The organism is Pseudomonas sp. TMW22090, assembly GCF_022496665.1.
Classification (GTDB): domain Bacteria; phylum Pseudomonadota; class Gammaproteobacteria; order Pseudomonadales; family Pseudomonadaceae; genus Aquipseudomonas; species Aquipseudomonas gregormendelii.
Map to the genome: position 1 here is coordinate 16,430 of NZ_SCFH01000006.1, position 22,968 is coordinate 39,397.

23 protein-coding genes are annotated in these 22,968 nt (G+C 58.4%); 9 read left to right on the forward strand and 14 right to left on the reverse strand.

What is annotated here, in order from left to right; translation table 11 throughout:
• Window positions 1-54 precede the first annotated feature (54 nt).
• The 9 genes from aruF to acs form a co-directional block, all read right to left on the reverse strand.
• A complete protein-coding gene (aruF, locus tag EQV97_RS17365) occupies window positions 55-1,074 on the reverse strand; it encodes an arginine/ornithine succinyltransferase subunit alpha (RefSeq protein WP_045057451.1) in 1,020 nt (339 codons plus the stop codon).
• A gap of 227 nt (window positions 1,075-1,301) precedes the next feature.
• Complete coding sequence (locus tag EQV97_RS17370) at window positions 1,302-2,522, reverse strand: aspartate aminotransferase family protein (RefSeq protein WP_122840228.1); 1,221 nt, start codon at window positions 2,520-2,522, stop codon at window positions 1,302-1,304.
• Between the two features lie 319 nt (window positions 2,523-2,841).
• Complete coding sequence (gene argR, locus EQV97_RS17375; protein WP_122840227.1) at window positions 2,842-3,822, reverse strand: transcriptional regulator ArgR; 981 nt, start codon at window positions 3,820-3,822, stop codon at window positions 2,842-2,844.
• Between the two features lie 288 nt (window positions 3,823-4,110).
• Window positions 4,111-4,875, reverse strand: a complete 765-nt coding sequence (locus tag EQV97_RS17380; RefSeq protein WP_045057453.1) for an ATP-binding cassette domain-containing protein — start codon at window positions 4,873-4,875, stop codon at window positions 4,111-4,113.
• A 27-nt stretch (window positions 4,876-4,902) separates the two neighbouring features.
• The gene (locus tag EQV97_RS17385) at window positions 4,903-6,015 is read right to left on the reverse strand and encodes a M14 family metallopeptidase (protein ID WP_240889352.1); all 1,113 of its coding nucleotides are present in this window, start codon (window positions 6,013-6,015) and stop codon (window positions 4,903-4,905) included.
• Between the two features lies 1 nt (window position 6,016).
• A complete protein-coding gene (locus EQV97_RS17390; RefSeq protein WP_045057455.1) occupies window positions 6,017-6,715 on the reverse strand; it encodes an ABC transporter permease in 699 nt (232 codons plus the stop codon).
• Entirely contained in the window at window positions 6,712-7,401 is a 690-nt protein-coding gene (locus tag EQV97_RS17395) for an ABC transporter permease (RefSeq protein ID WP_045057456.1), read from the reverse strand. The genes EQV97_RS17390 and EQV97_RS17395 overlap by 4 nt, the downstream gene beginning before the upstream one ends.
• A 92-nt stretch (window positions 7,402-7,493) precedes the next feature.
• Window positions 7,494-8,267 carry an ABC transporter substrate-binding protein gene (locus EQV97_RS17400; protein ID WP_240889353.1) on the reverse strand — a complete coding sequence of 258 codons (774 nt, stop codon included), beginning with the start codon at window positions 8,265-8,267 and terminating at the stop codon, window positions 7,494-7,496.
• 698 nt (window positions 8,268-8,965) lie between these two features.
• Entirely contained in the window at window positions 8,966-10,921 is a 1,956-nt protein-coding gene (acs, locus tag EQV97_RS17405) for an acetate--CoA ligase (RefSeq protein WP_122840225.1), read from the reverse strand.
• 476 nt (window positions 10,922-11,397) lie between these two features.
• On the opposite strand from acs, the gene EQV97_RS17410 reads away from it, so the two are divergent.
• The 5 genes from EQV97_RS17410 to EQV97_RS17430 all read left to right on the forward strand — a co-directional run bounded on the left by EQV97_RS17410 (window position 11,398) and on the right by EQV97_RS17430 (window position 15,635).
• Window positions 11,398-11,661, forward strand: coding sequence for a DUF2790 domain-containing protein (locus EQV97_RS17410; RefSeq protein WP_122840224.1), 264 nt, complete (start codon window positions 11,398-11,400; stop codon window positions 11,659-11,661).
• 184 nt (window positions 11,662-11,845) lie between these two features.
• Window positions 11,846-12,121: a hypothetical protein gene (locus tag EQV97_RS17415; protein ID WP_122840223.1), complete on the forward strand. Its 276-nt coding sequence runs from the start codon at window positions 11,846-11,848 to the stop codon at window positions 12,119-12,121.
• Window positions 12,122-12,639: 518 nt separating this feature from the next.
• On the forward strand, window positions 12,640-13,890 hold the full coding sequence (locus tag EQV97_RS17420; protein WP_045057829.1) for a ribonucleotide-diphosphate reductase subunit beta: 1,251 nt from the start codon (window positions 12,640-12,642) through the stop codon (window positions 13,888-13,890).
• Window positions 13,891-14,277: 387 nt separating this feature from the next.
• Window positions 14,278-14,811: a Bro-N domain-containing protein gene (locus EQV97_RS17425; protein ID WP_240889354.1), complete on the forward strand. Its 534-nt coding sequence runs from the start codon at window positions 14,278-14,280 to the stop codon at window positions 14,809-14,811.
• A 128-nt stretch (window positions 14,812-14,939) separates the two neighbouring features.
• Window positions 14,940-15,635: an HNH endonuclease signature motif containing protein gene (locus EQV97_RS17430; RefSeq protein ID WP_240889355.1), complete on the forward strand. Its 696-nt coding sequence runs from the start codon at window positions 14,940-14,942 to the stop codon at window positions 15,633-15,635.
• A gap of 110 nt (window positions 15,636-15,745) precedes the next feature.
• On the opposite strand, the gene EQV97_RS17435 is transcribed toward EQV97_RS17430, so the two are convergent.
• The 4 genes from EQV97_RS17435 to EQV97_RS17450 all read right to left on the reverse strand — a co-directional run bounded on the left by EQV97_RS17435 (window position 15,746) and on the right by EQV97_RS17450 (window position 18,530).
• Window positions 15,746-16,312 carry a GNAT family N-acetyltransferase gene (locus EQV97_RS17435; RefSeq protein ID WP_240889356.1) on the reverse strand — a complete coding sequence of 189 codons (567 nt, stop codon included), beginning with the start codon at window positions 16,310-16,312 and terminating at the stop codon, window positions 15,746-15,748.
• A complete protein-coding gene (locus tag EQV97_RS17440) occupies window positions 16,284-16,595 on the reverse strand; it encodes a DUF1778 domain-containing protein (RefSeq protein WP_225571137.1) in 312 nt (103 codons plus the stop codon). The genes EQV97_RS17435 and EQV97_RS17440 overlap by 29 nt, the downstream gene beginning before the upstream one ends.
• Window positions 16,596-16,878: 283 nt before the next feature.
• Window positions 16,879-17,244 (reverse strand): hypothetical protein, encoded by a 366-nt coding sequence (locus EQV97_RS17445; protein ID WP_240889357.1) that lies wholly within the window; start codon window positions 17,242-17,244, stop codon window positions 16,879-16,881.
• A gap of 362 nt (window positions 17,245-17,606) precedes the next feature.
• A complete protein-coding gene (locus tag EQV97_RS17450; RefSeq protein ID WP_240889358.1) occupies window positions 17,607-18,530 on the reverse strand; it encodes a LysR family transcriptional regulator in 924 nt (307 codons plus the stop codon).
• 110 nt (window positions 18,531-18,640) lie between these two features.
• Between EQV97_RS17450 and EQV97_RS17455 the strand changes: the two genes are divergently transcribed.
• The 4 genes from EQV97_RS17455 (at window position 18,641) to EQV97_RS17470 (ending at window position 22,085) form a co-directional block, all read left to right on the forward strand.
• Window positions 18,641-19,726 carry a TauD/TfdA family dioxygenase gene (locus tag EQV97_RS17455; RefSeq protein ID WP_240889359.1) on the forward strand — a complete coding sequence of 362 codons (1,086 nt, stop codon included), beginning with the start codon at window positions 18,641-18,643 and terminating at the stop codon, window positions 19,724-19,726.
• 5 nt (window positions 19,727-19,731) lie between these two features.
• Window positions 19,732-20,496, forward strand: coding sequence for a TSUP family transporter (locus EQV97_RS17460; protein ID WP_225569416.1), 765 nt, complete (start codon window positions 19,732-19,734; stop codon window positions 20,494-20,496).
• Window positions 20,497-20,505: 9 nt separating this feature from the next.
• A complete protein-coding gene (locus EQV97_RS17465) occupies window positions 20,506-20,985 on the forward strand; it encodes a YbaK/prolyl-tRNA synthetase associated domain-containing protein (RefSeq protein WP_225569417.1) in 480 nt (159 codons plus the stop codon).
• A gap of 116 nt (window positions 20,986-21,101) precedes the next feature.
• A complete protein-coding gene (locus tag EQV97_RS17470) occupies window positions 21,102-22,085 on the forward strand; it encodes a hypothetical protein (protein WP_240889360.1) in 984 nt (327 codons plus the stop codon).
• Window positions 22,086-22,091: 6 nt separating this feature from the next.
• Here EQV97_RS17470 and EQV97_RS17475 read toward each other — a convergent pair whose 3' ends face one another.
• Window positions 22,092-22,898, reverse strand: a complete 807-nt coding sequence (locus tag EQV97_RS17475) for a sulfite exporter TauE/SafE family protein (protein ID WP_240889361.1) — start codon at window positions 22,896-22,898, stop codon at window positions 22,092-22,094.
• Between the last annotated feature and the right edge of the window lie 70 nt (window positions 22,899-22,968).

The following is a 22,968-nucleotide window of genomic DNA, read 5'->3' on the forward strand; positions in this document are numbered from 1 at the left end:
ACCCGCGAAACTTCGCTGCTATCTAGGCAATTCTTTCCAGGCGCGGCAGCGGGGTCAAACCGCTACCAGGCGCACGCTGGCACCTTCACCGACACCCAGGGCCTCGGCTGTTTCCAGGTCCAGGGTCACGGGTTTGCCCGGCGCGTAATCGAGCTCAAGCAACACGGCGCGGTAATCCTGCAACTGGGCATTGGCCACCAGGTACTGGCGCCCGACACCTTTGGCCGGCTCGCCGATTTTCACCGGTACCACACGGCTCTGGGCGATGGAGCGGATCCCCGAGACGCGCGCATGCAGGGTTGGGCCGCCGTCGAAAATATCGATGTAATGATCGGTCTCGAAGCCTTCGCGCATCAGGATGTCGAACGTGATCTGCGCCCGCGGGTGCACCTGGCCCATCGCTTCCTGGGCGGTGTCCGGCAGCAACGGCACGTAGATCGGGTAATGCGGCATCAGTTCGGCAAGGAAGGTGCGGCTTTTCAGCCCGCACAGGCGCTCGGCTTCGGCATAGTTGAGGTCGAAGAAGTTACGCCCGATGGCATCCCAGAATGGCGAGTCGCCGTTTTCGTCGCTGTAGCCAACGATCTCGGTTACCACGGAATCGGCAAAACGCTCCGGATGGCTGGCCACGAACAACAGGCGACCACGGGAGTTAAGCTCGGCCCAGGGCGAACCCACCAACTCACGCTGCACGTAGAAGCTGGTGAGCAAGCTGTTGCCGGTCAGGTCATGGCACTGGGACAACACGTGAATCTTGTTATGAATCTTCAGCTCGCGGGAAGCGTGCACGAAAGTTTCATTGCGAAAGCTGTAGAAAGGTTCCGAGTAACCAGCCGAGGCCACGATGGCCGAACAGCCCACCAGCTTGCCGGTGGCGGTGTCTTCGAGGACGAAGAAATAGGTTTCCTCGCCGTTGAAGCTCACTTCGGCGGCAAACGACGCTTCGCTCGCGGCAATCTTGTCGCTCAGGCGTTCAACGTCATCCGGCAAGGAAGTGACACCAATCGGGCTGTCCGCAGCCAGACGCTGTACCTCGCCCAGATCAGCCATTTGCGCGGGGCGCATCACCAGCATGGTGTCACTCCTTAATCTCAGAACTTACAAAAGAAAAAATCCCGGGCCATCCCTGAATCAACTCAGAGTCAACTGTGGGAGCCAGCCTGCTGGCGATAGCGTCCTGTCAGGCAACAATGATGTTGGCTGTCAGGCCCTCATCGCCAGCAGGCTGGCTCCCACAGTTTGATTCGGTCCGGCATAAAAATTGGGATCGACGCCTGAACGCTCAGGCGCCGAAAGGTCTATCAGGCTTGCGTCAACTTCGCCGCAGCGCGCTCGAAACGATCCAGGCCGGCATCGATATCGGCATCTTCAACCACCAGGCTCGGGGCGAAACGAATCACGTCCGGGCCCGCCTGCAGAATCATCAGGCCTTCTTTCTCGGCAGCGTTGAAGATGTCCTTGGCCTTGCCTTTCCAGGCGTCATTCAGCACGCAGCCAATCAGCAGCCCCAAGCCACGCACCTGGGTGAACAGGCCGTATTTTTCGCCGATTTGCTCAAGGCGCGCCTTGAACTTGGCGTGCTTGGCATTCACGCCAGCCAGCACTTCAGGGGTGTTGATCACGTCGATCACCGCTTCGGCGACCGCACAGGCCAGCGGGTTGCCGCCGTAGGTGGTGCCGTGGGTGCCAACCACCAGGTGCTTGGCCAGCGCTTCGGTCGTCAGCATCGCCGCGATCGGGAAACCGCCGCCCAGGCTCTTGGCGCTGGTCAGGATGTCCGGCGTCACGCCGTAATGCTGGTAGGCGAACAGCTTGCCGCTGCGGCCCATGCCGGTTTGCACTTCGTCGAACACCAGCAGCGCGTCGTGCTCGTTGCACAGCTCGCGGGCGCCTTGCAGGTAAGCCAGTTCGGCCGGCAGCACGCCGCCCTCGCCCTGGATCGGCTCCAGCACCACTGCACAAGTCTTGTCGGACACCGCCGCTTTCAAAGCGGCCAGGTCGTTGTAGGGCACGTGGGTGATACCAGTGATCTTCGGACCAAAGCCATCGGAATACTTGGACTGGCCACCGACGTTGACGGTGAACAGGGTGCGGCCGTGGAAGCTGTTCAGCGCCGCGATGATTTCGTACTTCTCGCTACCAAAACGATCAAATGCGACGCGACGCGCCAGCTTGAACGCGGCCTCGTTGGCCTCGGCACCGGAGTTGCAGAAGAACACGCGCTCGGCAAAGGTGGCGTCGATCAGCTTATGCGCCAGGCGCAGGGCCGGCTCGTTGGTGAACACGTTGGACACGTGCCACAGCTTGTTCGCCTGCTCTGTCAGGGCACCGACCAGCGCTGGATGAGCGTGGCCCAATACGTTAACGGCAATCCCGCCAGCAAAGTCGATCAACTCGCGGCCGGACTGGTCCCACACGCGGGAACCGGCGCCACGCACCGGAATGAATGCGGCAGGCGCATAGTTGGGAACCATTACCTGGTCAAAATCGGCGCGTTCTACCGCAGCGTGCTCAACGGACATCGGAGTCTCCTGAAGAGGAACACCCGCCTGGAACTGGCGAGCGATGGGGGGATTGTAGGGAGAGTTTTCGCCCTGGCCTTGCCGCCAAGCGACAACTTCTTATAGCGCAAACCCCGGTTTCAACCGGGTTTACGGCAATGCGACATATAGCTTCGCAAAGGCGCAGTTTAAACTGTCGAGCGTACTTATAGGCAGTACCGCGCAAACCGATGCTCAGTAGGAGCTGCCGCAGGCTGCGATCTTTTGATCTTGAAAAATCACAATCAAAAGATCGCAGCCTGCGGCAGCTCCTACCGGGACAGTGACCGATTAATTGGCGCTAGCCGCGCTCGGAAGGCACCGACGACAATTCGAACGGGCTGCTGCTGCGCCGCTGGTTGCGATCTTCCCGTGGCGTGGCACCGAAGAAGTTGCGGTAGGCGCTGGAGAAATGCGGCCCCGAGGAGAAACCGCAGGACAGGCCGATCTGGATGATCGACTTGCTGGTCTGCATCAGCATCTGCCGGGCCTTGTTCAGGCGCAGTTCCAGGTAATACTGGCTGGGCACGCGATTGAGGTATTGCTTGAAGATGCGCTCCAGCTGCCGACGGGACACGCACACATGCTGGGCGATTTCGTCGGTGGTCAGCGGCTCTTCGATGTTGGCCTCCATCAGCAACACGGCCTGGGTCAGCTTCGGATGGCTGGAGCCCAGGCGGTTCTGCAGCGGAATGCGCTGGCGCTCACCGCCTTCGCGAATGCGCTCGACCACCAGTTCCTCGGAAACCGCACCGGCCAGTTCCGCACCGTGATCACGGGCCAATACCGCCAGCAGCAGATCGAGTACCGAAAGGCCGCCGCACGCGGTGAGGCGATCGCGATCCCAGTCGAACAGATGACTGGTGGCGATGACTTTGGGGAAGCGCTCGGCGAAATCGTCCTGCCAGCGCCAGTGCACGGCGGCCCGATAACCGTCGAGCAAACCCAACTGCGCCAACGGGTACACACCGGCAGACAGGCCACCAATGACACAACCGGCTCGCACCAGTTGTTTCAACGAACTGCTGAGGGCCGGCGCGAGGGTGGCCGGCGGCTCGTCAGCGAGCAGAAACAGTTTCTGGAAGTTTTCCAGCTTGCCGGCCCAAGGCTCGCCCGGCAATTGCCAGGCACCTTCGGTCGGCGGTTCAGCCTGCAGGAACGACAGCTCGTAGACAACGTCCGGATGCACACGCTGGGCAACACGCAAGGCCTCCTCAGCCAGCGCAAGCGTCAGTGCTTTAGTGCTGGGCCAAATCAGGAAACCAATTCGATGGGCAGTCATGGAGGGCAGTCCGAAACGAAAACAGTGATGAAGGCATGGGCCAATGCTAGCCCGAAAGTGAAGGCAAATCTTGAAACCGGCACCGATAAACTATGGGGGGCCGGCCGGCTCGCGCCCGCCCCTACACCGATGATCTGTAGGAGCTGTCGAGTGGAACGAGGCTGCGATCTTTTGATTTGAACAATCAAGATCAAAAGATCGCAGCCTTCGGCAGCTCCTACAGGGGGATCGCGGCCAGCCTTCAGGCTGCGAAGCATGCACGATCCCGGTGCACAACGGCAGTCCTGATTACTTCAGGCTGCCCGAGAGGAATTGTTGCAGGCGCTCGGACTGTGGGTTGACCAGTACCTCGCGCGGATTGCCGCTTTCTTCGACGATGCCCTTGTGCAGGAACACCAACTGGTTCGACACCTCGCGGGCGAAGCCCATTTCGTGGGTCACCACCACCATGGTCCGGCCTTCCAGCGCCAGGGCCTGCATGACTTTGAGCACGTCGCCCACCAGTTCCGGGTCGAGGGCCGAAGTCGGTTCGTCGAACAGCATCACTTCCGGCTCCATCGCCAGCGCACGGGCAATCGCCACGCGCTGTTGTTCGCCGCCGGACATGTGACCCGGGTAGGCGTCCTTGCGATGGGCCACCCCCACCTTGTTCAGGTAGTGCTCGGCCTTCTCGCGGGCTTCAGCCTTGGACATGCCCAGCACGTGCACTGGCGCTTCCATGATGTTTTCCAGTGCAGTCATGTGCGACCACAGGTTGAAATGCTGGAACACCATCGACAGGCGCGAACGCATGCGCTGCAGCTGCTTGGGATCGGCGGCTTTCATCGCACCGTCCTTGTTTGCCACCAGCTTGAGCTCTTCATTGTTGAGCAGAATACGGCCCGCGTGCGGCTGCTCGAGCAGGTTGATGCAACGCAGGAAGGTACTTTTGCCGGAGCCACTGGAGCCGATGATGCTGATCACATCGCCAGCCGCCGCTTTCAGGGACACACCCTTGAGCACTTCGTGACTGCCATAGCGTTTATGCAGGTCTTGGACTTCAAGTTTGTACATGCGGTCGGTTCTCACAAAAACAGTCAGTCAGTCGTTGAGCAAGCGCCCGTGACGCAGCGCTTCGCGCCCCGCCACCTTGGCCAGCCAGAAACCGGGTTGGGCATAACGCAGCCGTTCAATGGCAAACAGCACCCCGGACGTACCAGCACACACCGTGCTGACCCGATCCGCCAGCGGATCGATCACTTCGAAAATCTCGTCACCGGCCTCGACCCACTCGCCGGGCTTACGCAAAAAGCTGATCACCCCCGGGTGCGGCGCGAACAGCAATTCAGTGCCTTCGAACGGCATGCCTTCGCAGGCATCCCGGCCAGCCTTGGGCCACTCACCGCTGATCAGGCCCTGCTCGGCCAGGAACGCGAGGATGCCTTCGGCATACGCTTGCGCTTCCCCGCGGCCGGTATCAGCCTGACCTCCGAGCTCGATGGTCGTCGCCAGGCACGCCAGTGGAATCTGCGCCTCGGGAAACTGCCGCGACAGGCGCAACCACGGCAGCGAGCAGGCCTCGTCGAAGGAACTGCCGCCGGAATCCTCCGCCAGCAAACCCACCTTCACATCCAGGTGCGCGGCGAGCGAACGCCACTGCGGCCAGTGTTGCGGCAGCGCGTACATGTGCAACGCCGCTTCGGCATCGCAATGCAGGTCCAGCACCACATCGGCGGTGCAGGCATGGCTGAGCAGCACGCGCTGCATGCCTTGCAACTGGCTCGAAGCCGGCGGCAATGCGTCGAGCGCATCGCTCATGGCCTGGCGAATCAGCTGAATGTTGGCGTGGGCATCATCGCCCAGGCGGCCTTGCACGGCAGCGGCCACCGGCGCACTCAACTCGACGAAATCGCGGTTGAAATTCTTGCCGCTGCCGGCCTCGAAGCGCCCTTGATGACTGCCCTGAAGCAACTGCCCAAGCCCCAGTGGGTTAGCCACCGGCACCAGTTCAATCACGCCGTTGAGCAAGCCTTGGGCTTCGAGTTCAGTCAGACGCTTTTTCAGTTCCCAAGCCGTGCGCATACCCGGCAGTTCGTCGGCGTGCAGGCTGGCCTGGATGTAGGCCTTGCGCTCACCGTTACCGAAGCGGAACACCGAAATCTGGCGTTCGCAGCCCAGGTGACTCCACGGCAATGGGTGGTCGATGCGTTCCATATCAATGCTTCCGCGGGGCCAGATAGCCCAGCCAGCGGCGCTCGGCCATCTTGAACAGGCGCACCAGGATGAACGTCAGGCACAGGTAGAACACGCCGGCGGTGATGTACGCCTCGAACGGCAGGTAATACTGGGCGTTCACGGTACGCGCGGCACCGGTGATGTCGATCAGGGTCACGATGGAGGCCAGGCTGGTGGTCTGCAGCATCATGATCACTTCGTTGCTGTACTGCGGCAACGCCCGGCGCAGGGCCGACGGCAGCAGGATGCGCTTGTACATCTTGTAGCGCGACATGCCCATGGCCTTGGCCGCTTCGATCTCGCCGTTCGGCGTGGCGCGCAGGCTGCCGGCGATGATTTCTGCGGTGTAGGCGCTGGTGTTGATCGCAAACGCCAGGCACGCACAGAACGTTGCGCTGGACAGCCACGGCCACAGGAAGCTTTCGCGTACGGCCTCGAACTGCGCCAGGCCGTAGTAGATCAGGAACAGCTGCACCAGCATCGGCGTGCCGCGGATTACGTAGGTGTAGAGCCAGGCGCTCATGTTCACCACCGCGTTCTTCGAGACGCGCATCAGGCCCAGGGGCAGCGCACACAGCAGGCCGAAAAACAGCGACAGGCCAAGCAGTTTCAGGGTGGTCAGCAGGCCGCCGAGGTACAGCGGCAAGGCCTCCCAGATGACGTTGTAGTCGAAGATCATAGATCAGCCGCCCTTACGCCTACCGAGTAGCGCTTCTCAAGTTGACGCAGTATCAGCAACGAGACGCTGGTGATCACCAGGTACATCGCCGCCACTGCGAGGAAGAAGGTGAAAGGCTCGCGGGTGGCATCTGCCGCCTGCTTGGCCTTGAACATCATGTCTTGCAGACCCACCACCGAAATCAGCGCGGTGGCCTTGGTCAGTACCAGCCAGTTGTTGGTGAACCCCGGAATCGCCAGGCGAATCATCTGCGGGACCAACACCCGGAAGAACACCTGAAAACTGCTCATGCCGTACGCCATGCCCGCCTCTGCCTGACCCTTGGGGATCGCCATGAAGGCGCCACGGAAGGTTTCCGACAGGTACGCACCGAAGATGAAGCCCAAGGTGCCGATACCGGCCGCCAACGGGTTCAGGTCGATGTAGTCGTCATAACCGAGCATCGGTGCCACGCGATTGAGCAGGTCCTGGCCGCCGTAGAAAATCAGCAGGATCAGTACCAGGTCGGGAATACCGCGGATCACCGTGGAATACAGATCGCCCAGCCACGCAAGCCAGCGCACCGGCGACAGACGCAATGCAACGCCGATCAGCCCCAGAACGATGGCCAGGGCCATGGACGACAAGGCGAGCTGAAGCGTCAGCCATGCGCCATCGAGGATGACAGCCCCGTAGCCTTTCAACATGATTCAGGTCCTCGAAAGTTGGGATGAAAAAATGGCGCAAACCTCAGAGATCCTGTTGCTTGCGCCATTTCGGACTTGTCGCCGGGACGTTGTTACTTGCCGTAGATATCGAAGGCGAAGTATTTGTCCTGGATTTGCTTGTACTTGCCATTGTCGCGGATGGCAGTGATCGCGGCGTTGATCTTGTCTTTCAACGCGTCACCCTTGCGCACTGCGATACCGACGCCGTCACCGAAGTATTTAACGTCGGTGAAAGCCGGGCCCACGAACGCAAAACCTTTGCCGGCGTCGGTTTTCAGGAAACCGTCGTCCAGCAGGGTAGCGTCAGCCACGGTACCGTCGAGACGGCCAGCGGCCACGTCGAGGTAGATTTCGTTCTGCGAACCGTACGGCTTGATCTCGGCACCCAGCGGGGCCAGCACTTCACGGGCGAAACGCTCGTGGATCGAACCACGCTGCACGCCGATGTTCTTGCCCTTGAGCTCGGTCAGGCCGTCGCTGACCTGAGTGCCGGCCTTCATGACCAGGCGCGCAGGGGTGTTGTAGTACTTGTTGGTGAAGTCCACGGACTTCTTGCGGTCTTCGGTGATCGACATGGAGGACAGGATCGCGTCGATCTTGCGCACCTTGAGTGCCGGGATCAGGCCGTCGAACTCTTGCTCGACCCACACGCACTTGACCTTCATCTCTTCGCACAGGGCGTTGCCGATGTCGTAGTCAAAACCCACGATGCTGCCATCCGGCGACTTGGAGGCGAACGGAGGGTAAGCCGCTTCGATACCGATCTTCACCGGCTTTTCGTCAGCGAAGGAAGGCAGCGACAGCACGGACAGTGCCAGGGCGCCAAGCAGCACGAGTTTCTTCATCTTGGTACTCCATCGGTATAGGGCTAAAAGGCAGAGTGAGCGACAGCCCAACATGCGAGTGAGTAAAACCGGAAAGCGATTGCTGCGTCCTACGTAACACACGTTGTTTTCAACGCACGCAACGACGAGCGAGTGATCGGCATTCTAACGACAGGCCCGAAGCCGATATTTCTTCAATGCGACAACAAATTACAGAAGCACCGAGAATGCCGCCTAGGCACGTTGACAGCCCTGCAATTTCATGCAAGAGCAAAAGAAAGTTAACCGATCTATGCTGCAAATTGCGGGCCTATTATTGGCAAAGCCTTCTAATCCGGCAAGCGTAGCGTGGGGACTTATTTTTTAGACAGGCTGGAGACGCCCAATGATGGGGCTTTGCGTTTCCCTATGCCCCGTATCGGAGCGGGCGGTTACACATTAAGTTACTTGAACGATAGCGGGTAACAGTGGGAAAAGGATGACAGGGGATGCCGATAATTATTGGCTGATGTTCGTTTAGCGTCTGACTGATCGCCATCGCTAGCAGGCTAGCTCCCACAGGGGGACATGCGCTGGACTCAGATTTTGAATCCACTGGAGATCCTTGTGGGAGCTAGCCTGCTAGCGATGGTGCCCGAACAGCCCCCACAAAAACCCCAGACAAAAAAAACCCATCCGGCACAACACCGGATGGGGTTTTACTGACTCAGAGAAGGCGATTAAGCCACATTCATCGTCTTGTGCGTATCAATCAGATGCTGCACCACACCCGGATCCGCCAAGGTGGAGATATCCCCCAACCCATCGTACTCAGCGGTCGCAATCTTGCGCAGAATCCGTCGCATGATCTTGCCCGAACGCGTCTTCGGCAGCCCCGGCGCCCACTGGATCACATCCGGTGAAGCAATCGGCCCGATCTCCTTGCGCACCCAGTTCTTCAACTCCAGGCGCAGCTGCTCGCTCGGCTCCTCGCCGCCGATCAACGTCACATACACATAAATGCCCTGGCCCTTGATGTCGTGCGGCACCCCCACCACGGCCGCCTCGGCGACTTTCGGGTGAGCAACCATCGCGCTCTCGATCTCGGCAGTACCCATCCGGTGGCCGGAAACGTTCAGCACGTCATCCACGCGACCGGTAATCCAGTAATAACCATCCTCGTCACGACGGGCACCGTCACCGGTGAAGTACATGCCACGGAACGTCTTGAAGTAGGTGTCGACAAAACGGTCATGGTCGCCATACAGCGTGCGCGCCTGGCCTGGCCACGAATCCAGAATCACCAGGTTGCCCTCAACGGCGCCTTCCAGAATGTTGCCCAGGTTGTCCACCAGTGCCGGCACCACGCCGAAGAACGGACGAGCCGCCGAACCAGGCTTCAAGCCATGCGCACCCGGCAGCGGGCTCATCATGTTGCCGCCGGTTTCGGTCTGCCACCAGGTGTCGACGATCGGGCAGCGCGACTGGCCGACCTTCTTGTAGTACCAATCCCAGGCTTCCGGGTTGATCGGCTCACCCACCGAACCCAGCAGGCGCAGGCTGCTGCCGTCAGCGCCTTCGACTGCTGCGTTACCTGCCGCCATCATTGCGCGGATCGCCGTTGGTGCGGTGTAGAGGATGTTGACCTTGTGCTTGTCGACGATCTTCGCCACCCGGGTGATGTCCGGGTAGTTCGGCACGCCTTCGAACAGCACCGTGGTCGCGCCATTGGCCAGCGGGCCATAGACGATGTAAGTGTGGCCGGTGACCCAGCCGACGTCGGCGGTGCACCAGTAGATTTCACCCGGGCGGTAGTCGAACACGCGCTCGTGGGTCATGGCCGCATACAGCAGGTAACCGCCAGTGGTGTGCTGCACGCCTTTAGGCTTGCCGGTGGAACCGGAGGTGTAGAGGATGAACAGCGCTTCTTCAGCGCCCATCTCTTTCGGCGCGCAGACACTGCCCGCCACTTTCATCAGGTCTTCGTACCAGATGTCGCGATGCTGGTTCCACTTGATGTTGCCACCGGTGCGCTTGCACACGATGACCTTCTGAATGCTGCTGGTTTCCGGGTTGGTCAGGGCGTCATCGACGTTGGACTTGAGCGGGATCTTCTTGCCGGCACGAATACCTTCGTCAGCGGTGATCACCACCTTGGATTTGCAGTCGATGATCCGACCCGCCAGGGCTTCCGGCGAAAAACCACCGAACACCACCGAGTGAATCGCGCCGATGCGGGTGCACGCCAGCATGGCGACCACGGCCTCGGGAATCATCGGCATATAGATAGTCACCACGTCGCCGCGATGCACATCCTGGCCGCGCAAGGCGTTGGCGAATTTGCAGACTTCTTCGTGCAGTTCACGGTAGGTGATGTTGCGGCTTTCGGAAGGGTCATCGCCTTCCCAGATGATCGCGATCTGATCGCCGCGCTCGGCCAGGTGGCGGTCCAGGCAGTTGTAGGAAACGTTCAGGGTGCCATCGGCGAACCACTTGATGTCGACGTGGTGATCGTCGAAGGAAGTCTGCTTCACCGTGGTGAAAGGCTTGATCCAGTCGAGGCGCTTGGCTTGCTCGCGCCAGAAGCCGTCCGGGTTGACGACCGACTGCTGGTACATGGCTTTGTAGGTTGCCTCGTCGGTCAGCGTGTTGGCCGCTACCTCGGGACGAACGGGATACAGGGAAGCCGCACTCATCTTTCTTACCTCGGTGGAATAGTTGTTTTTGTATGGCCCTGTTGTAGCCCGGGGCGGCCCTATAGAACCATTCGACGATGGTAGTAACAAGCCCCTACAAATTGCCCTGACAATCCCCTGAGCCCCTCAACCCCGCCTATCTACGCCCCCCCGTAGGAGCTGCCGAAGGCTGCGATCTTTTGATCTTCAAAGGTCGCCACGACCAAAAGATCGCAGCCTCCGGCAGCTCCTACCGGGATCGCATACACCAGTCTATTCCGCGATTGTTACGAAATCTGTCAAAAGTGTTTATCAAAACCCCACCTATATGAATCCACCCCCCACGCCTAAAATCCCTCTCGCCAACAAGGCAACCCCTGATTAACCAAGTTGCAGCCCCCACGAAGGCAGTTAATCAAAACCCCGGCAATCAAGTTCCACACGCAACCCCATAAAGGTTGCGTGACCCCACTCGACCTCTAAAAGGTAAAACTGAGATGAAAGCTTTATTAGTTCTGGCCCTCTCCAGCCTGTGCGCAACCGCCATGGCAGACGAGGCCCCGACTGATGTCGCACAGCAACAACCGGCCATTGAGGAATACACTTACTCCACCCACCTGGATATCGCCAAAGTGGTGTCCATGAGCGAAATCCCCAACGTCTGTGAAGTGGTGCCGATGAAAATGGAATACGACGATTCCCACGGCCAACGACACATCCTGCGCTACAGCATCATGGGTAACGGCTGCTCCAACGGCTAAACACCCGCCCTACTCTTTATAAACGGCTCGACCCGTCTCAATCAGACAGATGCAGCGCCGAGCCTTATATATCGATTTATCAGATATTTTTAAGCACTTATTTGCGCTTTTTAATCAACTTATCTGGCGTAGTATCCATTCCACACCCAAGGCACAAAACGCCAACGAACCTGGAGCAACCACCATGAAAACCCAACTGATCCTTGCCCTGACCCTCTCCGTACTGGCCGCCAACACCTTCGCCGCCGATGGTTACGATCGCACCGGCTCGGCAGCTTTCACCACCGAAGCCGCAGTCGCCTCCGACGGCTACGACCACACCGGCTCTGCGTCCTTCGCCGCTGATGGTGCCGATCACGTAGGCGCTGGCAAACTGGCTTCCGATGGTTTTGATCACACCGGCGCCGCCAAAGTCGCCGCAGACGGTTCCGATCACGTCGGCGCAGCGCGCTTCAGCTGATCATATCGCGTGACTTTACAGCCCGACTTCGGTCGGGCTTAGTTGTGTCTGGGGCCATCGAAAACCCGCTCAAAACACAACATGTAGTAAAAAAGCGCTTTTTTGGCTGTTTTTTGTACAAAACAAACGGCCCGGAAAAATTAATCAAAAAAAATCTTCACCCGCGATATCCAGCCAAAGCCCTGTAAACCCTCGCTCCGACCGAAAATCCCCTCTTCTTCACCGCCGCATGTGCGGATTCGCCCCACCACGGCCGCAAAAATTTCCCTATAATGCCGGCTTAAACGGGCCTGCAATATCCCCTTACAGGGATGACAGCCAGTCTGAAGCCCACGCCGAAGTCGTCATCGATTTTTGCGCCCGTCAGAGGCTCTCGGAACCCCGTACAAAATTATGTTTATTTGCCTGCGTGTACCGCTGCAAAAAACGCTATCCAACGCGGCCAGAACGGTCGTGTGAAAAACCAACCTTTCAGTTTTCACACGGGCATCTGGCCCTCACGCAGGAGACGACACGTCATGCTGAGCTGGGACGAATTCGACAAAGAAGACAGCGGCGAGACCGTGGTTAAAGGCGCCAACGCCGGCCACGCGACTGAAGCCAACATGGACCGCCTCGACACCGCCGGTGGTGTTGCTGCTCAAGAAGCTCGCGCTGTAACCGCGTCCGACTCCGCCGCCATCGCTCGCGCCAAGGCAGCCCTGGACAACCTCGACGTCGCCGAAGGCCTCGCCGAACTCGAAGGCGCCTCCGCCCGCGTCGCCGTTGACGAAAAGCGCATGATCAACTGCCGCGCCGACCTCAACCAGCTCGTACCTTTCAAGTACGACTGGGCCTGGCAGAAGTACCTGGACGGTTGCGCAAACCACTGGATGCCGCAAGAAGTCAACATGACCGCCGACATCGCCCTCTGGAAAGACCCGGAAGGCCTGACCGACGACGAGCGCCGCATCGTGATGCGCAACCTCGGCTTCTTCTCCACCGCCGACTCCCTGGTTGCCAACAACCTGGTGCTGGCCGTGTACCGCCTGATCACCAACCCGGAATGCCGCCAGTACATCCTGCGCCAGGCGTTCGAAGAGGCGATCCACACCCACGCCTACCAGTACTGCATCGAATCGCTGGCCATGGATGAAGGCGAGATCTTCAACATGTACCACGAGATCCCATCGGTCGCGAAAAAAGCCACCTGGGGCCTCAAATACACCCGTTCGATCTCCGATCCAAAGTTCGAAACCGGCACCGTCGAAACCGACAAAGAGCTGCTGCGCAACCTGATAGCCTACTACTGCGTTCTGGAAGGCATCTTCTTCTACTGCGGCTTCACCCAGATCCTCTCCATGGGCCGTCGCAACAAGATGACCGGCGTCGCCGAGCAGTTCCAGTACATCCTGCGCGACGAATCCATGCACCTGAACTTCGGCATCGACGTGATCAACCAGATCAAAATCGAAAACCCGCACTTGTGGGATGCCGAGATGAAGGAAGAGGCTTCGCAGATGATTCTGCAGGGCACTCAGCTGGAAATCGAATACGCCCGTGACACCATGCCTCGCGGCGTGCTGGGCATGAACGCGGCGATGATGGAGGACTACCTCAAGTTCATCGCAAACCGTCGCCTGTCGCAGATCGGTTTGAAGGAAGAGTACCCAGGGACGACTAACCCGTTCCCTTGGATGAGCGAGATCATGGACTTGAAGAAAGAGAAGAATTTCTTTGAGACTCGGGTTATTGAGTATCAGACTGGTGGGGCGTTGAGCTGGGATTGATTTCTTGGCTAGTCCCGATTGAACGATGGTTATTTAATCGTTAAATCGAATGAAAAAAGCCCCGACTTGATCGGGGCTTTTTTATTTGTGCGGAATCTTACGCAGCAACGGAAACCTCCTACAAATCTCTCAGCCTCTTCCGCATTGATACCTATTGAAAACATCCTTATGCTTTGCCCAGGTGCCTAAGAAACGCCCAACATAGAAGCACAGCCAATACGTCAGATACGCAATTCACCTTTGGTGATTGTGGTGCAGATGTGCAATGGCTTTGCTCGTTGGGATTTCCTTCCACTCTACGTTGGGTCTGGCACGCCTGAATTCACGTAGAGGTTATGGATATGCCGGAATACACCTTCTTCCCATCTCGCAATGGGGGCTCAGATAATGACTGATCCCTTCTGTGTAACTGTCTTCTCTCGCCGCAGCCTCTCCCTCCACACCCTCCTCCTGGAAAACCAGCCGTGGTTCTGCGCTCGCGATTTGGGTCGTTTAATGGGCTTCCATTTGAGTGATCGGATCGTGAGCAAACTGGATGAAGATCAGAGGCAAAGGTTGCTGATCGAATACTACGGCCAGCCGGAGGAACGGCTGATGATCAGTGAGTCCGGCGCGTATGCGTTGTTGGTTTATCACTACGCGCCGGAGAATCGGTTATTGCGTGAATGGTTAACTCATCAGGTAGTGCCGGCGTTACGTGATGCAGGGGGGGCGAAAAACCTAGACCGTCCAACAATGAGCTTGATGAAAGGGCCTGGAATGTCGCTCAGTCTCCTGCATTGGCAGGACGAAAACTGGATTCGATTGCGCGACATGCCTTGTCTATTGCTTGATCGCACGGGAAGGCGGTGGCCGGTGGTCAAGCCTTGGTGGCGGAAAATATTAGAGGTAGTTCAACCGACGAAGGGTTCAGATGTATAGCTTGGAATGCGTGGGAAGCTCGTGTAGGACCTAACGTAGGAATACACACTCATCTCTGTAGGAATTTTCCTAGACAGTCATGATGGCCACTCAGTATCTTCCGAGGGTTTTCAACCCTCGGCGATTGTATGGACATTGGAAAGAAGAACGAAGATTGGAGCGAGGCCGAGATAAAGGCATCCGTCGGTGCCTATCTGACGATGCTTACACTTGAGCAGAAAGGGCAAAAATTCAATAAAGCGCTAGAGAATCGCTTGCTTCGTCAGGGTGCATTGGCAGATCGCACCGAAGGTTCCGTCGAGTTCCGGATGCGCAACATCTCCACTGTCTTACAACGAATGGGACGCGATTGGATAGTGGGATACAAACCTGCGACGAATGTAGGCGCCAATGTCGAACAGGGCATTCGAGAAGCACTTGTCACTGACGTCTTTGAACCATCTGCCGACGAAGACACTCTTGAGCGTCGTGCCATAGCGCTAGAGCAGAAGACGTTCGAGAAGGCACCAAAAGGGATCTTGAAACCCAAGCAAGCTGTGTCCAGCAGAGCTGCTTACATTCGTGACCCCGAGGTCAGGGCTTGGGTTCGGCAGGAAGCTAAAGGTATCTGTGAGGGCTGCGGTAAGCCTGCACCGTTTGAGAAAGACGGTACGCCGTTTCTAGAAGTCCATCACGTTAAACATTTGGCGCAGAAAGGTTCGGATCGAACGAGCAATGCCGTTGCCCTTTGCCCGAATTGCCATCGACGCTGTCATCATTCGAACGACAGGGAAGCTTTTACCTTGGAGCTTTACACGAGGCTGAAGCGGCTGGTGCGGGAATGATCGCGAACTAACAGGTGTTGACAGATGGGTTAGCTAGGTTTAGCAGGCCATTCGTTATCAATGTGACCCTGCATACCAATTTTCATTGATAACGACATAGGCAGACTCTGCTAGAGCTCGTCTGCGCTCTCCAGGCAATCATTATATGCCTCCATGATTACGCAGATACCCAGCAGCATCGGTGTGCCCTGATGTTCATCAGGGTCACCCAGAACTTTAAAGCCAAGCCGGCTGTAGAATTTGACAGCACCAGGGGCTGCATCCAAATACAAGCCTTTAATGGGTATCTGCATATGCAGTCGTGCTGTTTCTATCAAAGCGTTTCGCATCAGGGCGAGGCCTACCCCACACTTCTGAAGCTTCTTATCCACGCCAAGCATGACGAGCCGTACGACGGGAATCTGTTTCGTTAGATTCGTCGCCTTGGAAAGCCCAGGCTTCGCCTTTTCCCGCGTGATTTCACTGACGGTTAGGGTGCAAAACCCCAAGAGATCGTGGCCGACAATTGCGCCGATGCCTTTAACGTTTTCGCTTTTCAAGGCCCGACGCAGCCGACCATTGAAATATTCATTGATTAGCGGTAGCCCGCAGTCGAAGTCTTTAGGGAAGTTGTACTTCTCAAACGTTGCTAGCAAATTGCAGTCGATTTCACACGTTACGGTCTCTGTAGTTTCCATGAGTCCCTCTCATCAAATTTATCAAAGCCTTGGTAGGCTTCGCGCTTTTGTCCTCATTGAGTACTTCTTGTAGTCGGGCGAAGGTTTTTTCCGAAACCTCAATCCTTCTGTGGTTTTCAAGTACAGCTTCAGCACGTTCAAAAGCGGAAGACATTATGAAAGACGTCATGTCTAAGCCAGATAGCAGTGCTGCTTTTCGGATAGTTTCTTTCGCGATATCCGTGGTCTTGATTTCAAGCCTTGCAGTTTTTGGCGCTTTAAGTAGTTCTAGTAATTCAGTCATGAGAATGCCTTTTGTGTAGTCAGTGGTTTTCCCTTTTAAATGGTTATCCTAGAGGCGCTTGCGCACCTTTACCGTTTTAAGCTTCATGGTAAGTCCCTTAGTGGTTCAGTTTTAGGTTCAGTAGGCGGGACATATCTAGCCTTACGGTACGGACCATAGCCGTACAACGCTCACCATGTCAAGGAGCATCCGTACATCACCCGTACGCTCCAACCATATCGAGCAGCAACGCTCGCAACTACTTGGCCTCTTTGGAGCCGGTAGTGATTGCTCGGTCACCCCGCTACTCCAAAACCTCAACATAACTCGACTCCCCACCGCCACTCGCCCCCGACAACCACCCCCAAACAAACACCAGCGTAGTCCGCCCCGCCTCATCAACGCCTACCGTGCCACGGGACCAGCCAGCCAGGATTTCGCCTTCGGTGGTGATGCAGTGATAAAGCAACTCGATAGTATCGGCGCCGGTCACGCGGCCAACCTGGTGGCCCATGCGAATTCGGCCGCCTTGGTAGGTGCTTGAAATGCCATCGCCCTCAACCAGGTAATGGAACACCGTGCCAGTGCCGGAGAGTCCGTGGGTGTTGCCGGCTACGGTGAAGCGGCGGTTGTTCAGGCGCTGGTTGATTTGAGGAAGGGGTATTCGCATGAGGGGCGCGTCCTTTAGGTCAGTGTGTTCATTCCGTTCTGGATGATCGTAAGCGATTTTGTCGTGACGGATGAAACTGCCTCTCCACACAAGGTCTACCTAAGGCCGGAGGACGTTTTGCGACCCCTTGGGTGACGAGCGATGCGAGGGTTCTGATCATTGCAATAAACCCTCCCTGAGACGCGTTGCCGAATTGGCCGTTGCATTGTTTCCGCTGCGAACGACAACCGCAATCTGTTGCAGGGAATCCGCCGGTAGTGCGTGCCAACCAAAGAACATCGTGCAGCTCTGTAAGCACGATGACACCCGATACGTTTCCCGGGCCTCGAGGGCCGATTGTGCTCAATCAAAAGGTTCGCGGTTTAAGGCTCGTGCTTGCGCTCAACACTGTCACCAAAGGCTCGAATGACCTCCAGTAGCGCCTTCACCCGCAGTGGCAAGTTCCCGGCCGGGTATACCGCGTGCATCTGCGGGTTGTCACCGTTGCTGGAGGTGAGCCGGTACTCGGGGCAGACCCGGCGCAGGCGCCCCGCTTGCACTTCGGGCTCCGCCAGCCAGTCCGCCAGGCGGGCGATGCCGATGCCCGCCAGGGCAGACTGGAATACCGCCACGCCCGAGCTGAAACGAAACCGTGGATGTACCCGAAGGCTGATGGCCTGCTGCTCACTGCGAAAATTCCATTCCTTGAGGATGCGCGGCGCCGTGTGCAGGATCAGCGCGTGGGCTTCCAGCGCGTCAATGGTTTCAGGCGTGCCGCGCCGCTGCAGGTAGCCGGGGCTGGCGTACAGATGACGCGAGTAACGCCAGAGTGGATAGCCGATCAGGTCACTGGATTGCGCGAACGCGCCGCGTATCGAGAAGTCCAGCTTGCTCTTGGCCGGGTCGAGGGTCTCATCGGTAAAGATCACGTCGACGTTCACGTCCGGGTAACGCTCGGCGTACTGGGCGATCAATTGCGGCAAAACACCGTGGCCGAGGAACTCCGGGGCGGAAAAACGCACCCAGCCGCTCGCCATGCCGCTGAGACCAGCCAGGTCTTCATCCGCCTCACGTTGCACATCCAGCATTTTGCAGGCATGGGGCACCAAGCGTTCACCCGCCTCGGTCAGGCTTACGGCGCTGGAGGAGCGATTAAACAACTTGGCCCCGGCACTTTCCTCCAGGCCTTGAACGGCGCGGGTCACCGCACTGGGGGAGCGCCCCAGCGCGCGTGCTGCCGCGATGAAGCTGCGCTTGCGCGCTACGGTCACGAAGGCTTCGAGCGCCCACAGCTGATCCAGAGCCATTGATCACCTCATTGCAGTTATCGCAACGTGGCATTGCAACACAAAAAAGACCGGTCCGTTAACCTTCGCGCTCAACTTACAAGGATGTAGGCAACCAGGAGCAAATGGACATGACCAAGATGGAAAAAATAATCGGGACATCAAAGGCCTCCGGGGGGGAACAGATTCGTGACTGGCAGGGCAGTCACTCAGCGAGTTCAACCCGTCAGGCGATACCGCAGGTTCATATCTCGTTCCAGGAGCAGCAAGCGCTTCGCGCCGGCCTGGCTTCCCTGTCCGTGACCGACAGCCTCTCGGGTATCCGTCACATGCCGGCCTTGGGGCAGTTGCTTGAGAGCGCCCTTTGCAGTGAAAAAATCGATCGCTTGCGCAACTTCCCCAAGGCCCCCGAGGAGGCAATGATCATCAGGGGGCTGCCCTTGGACTCACACCTGCCCGCCACCCCCTACGACAGGGCGCCGGGTATCGAGCAACTGCCGGTCGTGGCCGGCGCGATCCTGGCGGTGCTGCAAACCCTGCACACCCATCCGGTGGCCTACGAGGGTGAAAACGACGACACGGTGTTCCGCCACGTGTCACCCAAGCCACAGTGTGAAGACGAAAAGAGCTCTTACGGGTCGCGCATGGACCTGTGCATGCACGTCGACAACCCGCACCTGCCCTTGACCTGCGAACCGGTCTCAGCGTTGTCGGCCTGTCCGGAGTACCTGTGCCTGACCGGTCTGCGCTGCGAGCTGGATGTGCCGACCCGCATCGTTGCCATTAGCGAGGTGCTGGCCATGTTGCCCGCCTGGGTTGCAACAGCCTTGTCTCAACCGCAGTTCGCTATTTGCCGACCGGTGTCTTTCGGCAAGCCGGGCAATGTGCTGGAACAGGTGCCCCTGCTGTACAAAAGCGCAACCGGCGAGCTGTTTTGCCGTTACAACAAGGCCAGTGTCACCGCCACCGGCGCCATCGCGAACCTGGCCCTGCAGCTGTTCGAGGCCGCCGCCAATCACCCCGATGTGGTACGCCCCGTCCTGCTGCAACCGGGGGACATGCTGATCTTCAAGAACCAGCAAACCCTGCATGCCAGGGAAGGTTTTACCCCGCGCTACGACGGGCGCGACCGCTGGCTGCTGCGCGTTTTCGGGGTCAACGACCCGGCCCGGGTGCTGGCGCTGAACCCCCAACAACCCTTCATCGCAAGAGCCTGATGTTAATGGTCGATATTGTCATTCTTTGTGTGTTCGCCTTCGCCGCGGGCCTGATTGATGCGGCGGTGGGCGGCGGCGGCCTGATCCAGATACCCGCGTTGTTCAACGTGCTGCCGGCCGCCCCACCGGCAGCGCTGCTGGGCACCAACAAGGTCGCGGCCGCGTTCGGCACCGCGTTCGCGGCCAGGTCCTTCGTGCGCAAGGTGGTGATCAACTGGGGGCTGGTAATTCCAGCCGCTTGCGCCGCCTTTGTCATGGCCTTCTTCGGCGCGGCCACGGTTTCGTTCGTGCCCCAGTCGGTGATGCGCCCGATGGTGTTGGTATTGATCGTGGTGATGGCGATCTACACCTTCTGTAAAAAGGACTTCGGCGCCCTGCACACCCCCACACACATTGGTATCCGGCAGAAGTGGCTGGCGGTCGTCATCGGCGGTGCCATCGGTTTCTACGACGGGCTGTTCGGCCCTGGCACCGGTTCCTTCCTGATCTTCCTGTTTATTCGCTGCTTCGCCTTCGACTTCCTGCACGCCTCGGCGTCGGCCAAGCTGGTGAACATCGCGACCAACGTGGCGGCGCTGATGTTCTTCATCCCGACAGGTAACGTGCTGTACCTGATCGCCCTCCCCATGGCGGTCTTCAACATCCTGGGCGCGTTGACCGGCACCTGGCTGGCGGTGCGTAAAGGCGTGCCCTTTGTCCGGGCGCTGTTTCTGGTGTTGCTGGTGATGCTGATCAGCAAACTGTCCTACGACCTGCTACTGAAAATCTGAGGAAAGCCCATGCAGCCCATGTTTGATCGCCTGGTGGCGCTACTCGATGCCCACGCCGCCACCTATCGGGTGTTGATGCACGATGCCGAGGGGCAGTCGGCGCGGGTCGCCGAACTGCGGGGCACCGAACCCGGCCAAGGCGCCAAAGCCATGCTCTGCGCGCTAAAGGGTCAGGCCGAACCCTACGCCCTGGTGATACTGCCAGGGGACCAGAGGCTCGATATGAAGAAAGTCGGCGCGGCCCTGGGCGGAAAAAAAGCCGAGCTGGTCAACGCGCAAACGGCCATGCAGTTGACCGGGTGCAGGATCGGCGCCATCCCTCCGTTTACCTTCGATGAGCGGATTCAATTGATCGTCGACCCGTCCCTGACCACGGGCTACGGCGAAATCGCCTTCAACGCCGGTCGGCTGGATGCATCAATGGTGCTCGATACGCAGGATTACCTGTCAATTGCCAAGCCCCGGTTGGTGGACATCCGCCAGGGTTGATCACCGGCGGGCAGGGGTTGCGACGAAAGCCGAAACGCCGCGAGGTGTCAGGTTTTATGCGTTATCGTTAGCAACCATTGCGAGCAAGCTCGCACCTGCAAGGACCTGAGCCCACCATGAAATTCGACCTCGCCTACTGCCTCAGCCTCGACACCAAGCTGTCGATCTATGACGTGCGCGATTTGAATTTCGACGAGACGATGGCGTTCGATTCCGCCAAGGAACACTTCCAGTGCCCTAACGATGCTTGCCGGGCGGCATTTGATGCGGCGAATGTGTTGACGACGTTCAACGCCAAAAACGTGAACTACGTTCGCACCCCGCATTTCAAGAACACACCCGGCACCCGCCATGTTGCAGATTGCCCTTACGTCAGTCTCAAGTCGGCGGCGCCAGGGGTAGACGGGGTGGAAGGAGATGACAGTCGGGAGGAACATTTCCCATCCGAGCTGTTACTCACTCGGCGGCAGTACGTGCGTAAACCGCCGAGCCCGGCCTTGGCTCCGGATGCAGTGCGCAACACTGCGAAAGCACCTTCGGCCGCTGACCATGGCGAACACCCGACCTACGATTCGGCGCCGGACAAGACCACGGTCTTCGCGCACCCGGTGGAGTGTTTTGTCTCTAACTTCGGTGACAAGGAACTGCTCAAGCGCACACCGCTGAAGATTGGCGAGCACACCGCACCTTATGCCTCGTTCTTCAAGAAGGTCGAATACCTGCAGGACAATCAGGGCTTGATCTACTGGGGCAAGATCAAGGAGATCAAGGACTACACCCAAAGCTTTCGCATCGATTTCGAACAGAAGGTCTGGTTCAAGCAAGCGGACGAGGCGAAGAAGAAGCCCTATTCGGTCAACGTTTACCTGAGCAAGAAGCTGATCGAGAACTACCGCAAGCGCAAAGCGTTTCTGCAAGAGATCAAGCACGCCATCGACAGCGATAAAGAACTGTTTTGTTTCTTCTACGGGGTCACGCCGGAATTGAAGCAGGTGCCGAGCAAGAAAAACCCCGAGCAGACGTTCGGGGTATTCACTGCGAACATAGAGAACCTGGACCACTTCATTGTTCGGGAAGCGCCGGGGCTGGCTGAGAAGTAACTCAACCTACCCGACACACATCCCCAGCATCACCAAAACCAGCAGGCCAATGTAAACACGCGCATGAACTCGATCGGCAATTCTCCCGATCCAGGGCGCGGCCAATCGAATCCCCAACAACGACCCCAGCGTCAAAACCGCAAACGCCAGCACATCCACATAACCCATAAATCCAGGTCCCAAATCGAGCTTAGCCATCGCCATATAAGTGACTGTCCCGGCAAGGGCCACGGGCAAGCTCAGCGGGTTCGCCATGGAGGTCGCCTGGCTCATGCTTAGCCCGCAGCGCCGCAGCAGGGGCACAGTCATGACGCTGCCGCCTACGCCGAGAAAGGTCGCAATGGCGCCGATGCCTACGCCGCCTGCGGACACTTCTGCCCTCTCCAACCGTCGTGGCATTCGGTTCTCGGCATGGGAAAGAAATCCGCGTCTGAACAGGCAGTCGACGATTGTCACGACCAGGTAGGCGATGAAGGCATATCGAACAACTGCGCCGCTGACCCACATGGCGGCGACAGCGCCGACTATCGCGCCCAGCCCAATAAATCCAGCCAATGGCCACAGGTAATGGCCAATCAGGTTGCCGGCGCGCCAGTGTTTTGCGGTGGCGACCAGGGCGTTTACGATCATTACGCAGGTAGAAGTGGCAACGGCAATGTGCATGGCCGCTTGGCCGATGGGGGAGTCGGCGCCGTGGCTGGCCATGAGCATGCTGTACAGCAGTGGCACCACCACGAAGCCGCCGCCGAAGCCGAACAGTACGGCGGTGACGCCGGTCATGCAGCCGAAAAATGCCAGCAAGAGGTAGAACATTGTGTGTCGTCCGTCAGTGGGAGCGGTCGACGATAGAGCGAAGCGCCTTGGCCTGCTTCAGCAAGTCAGC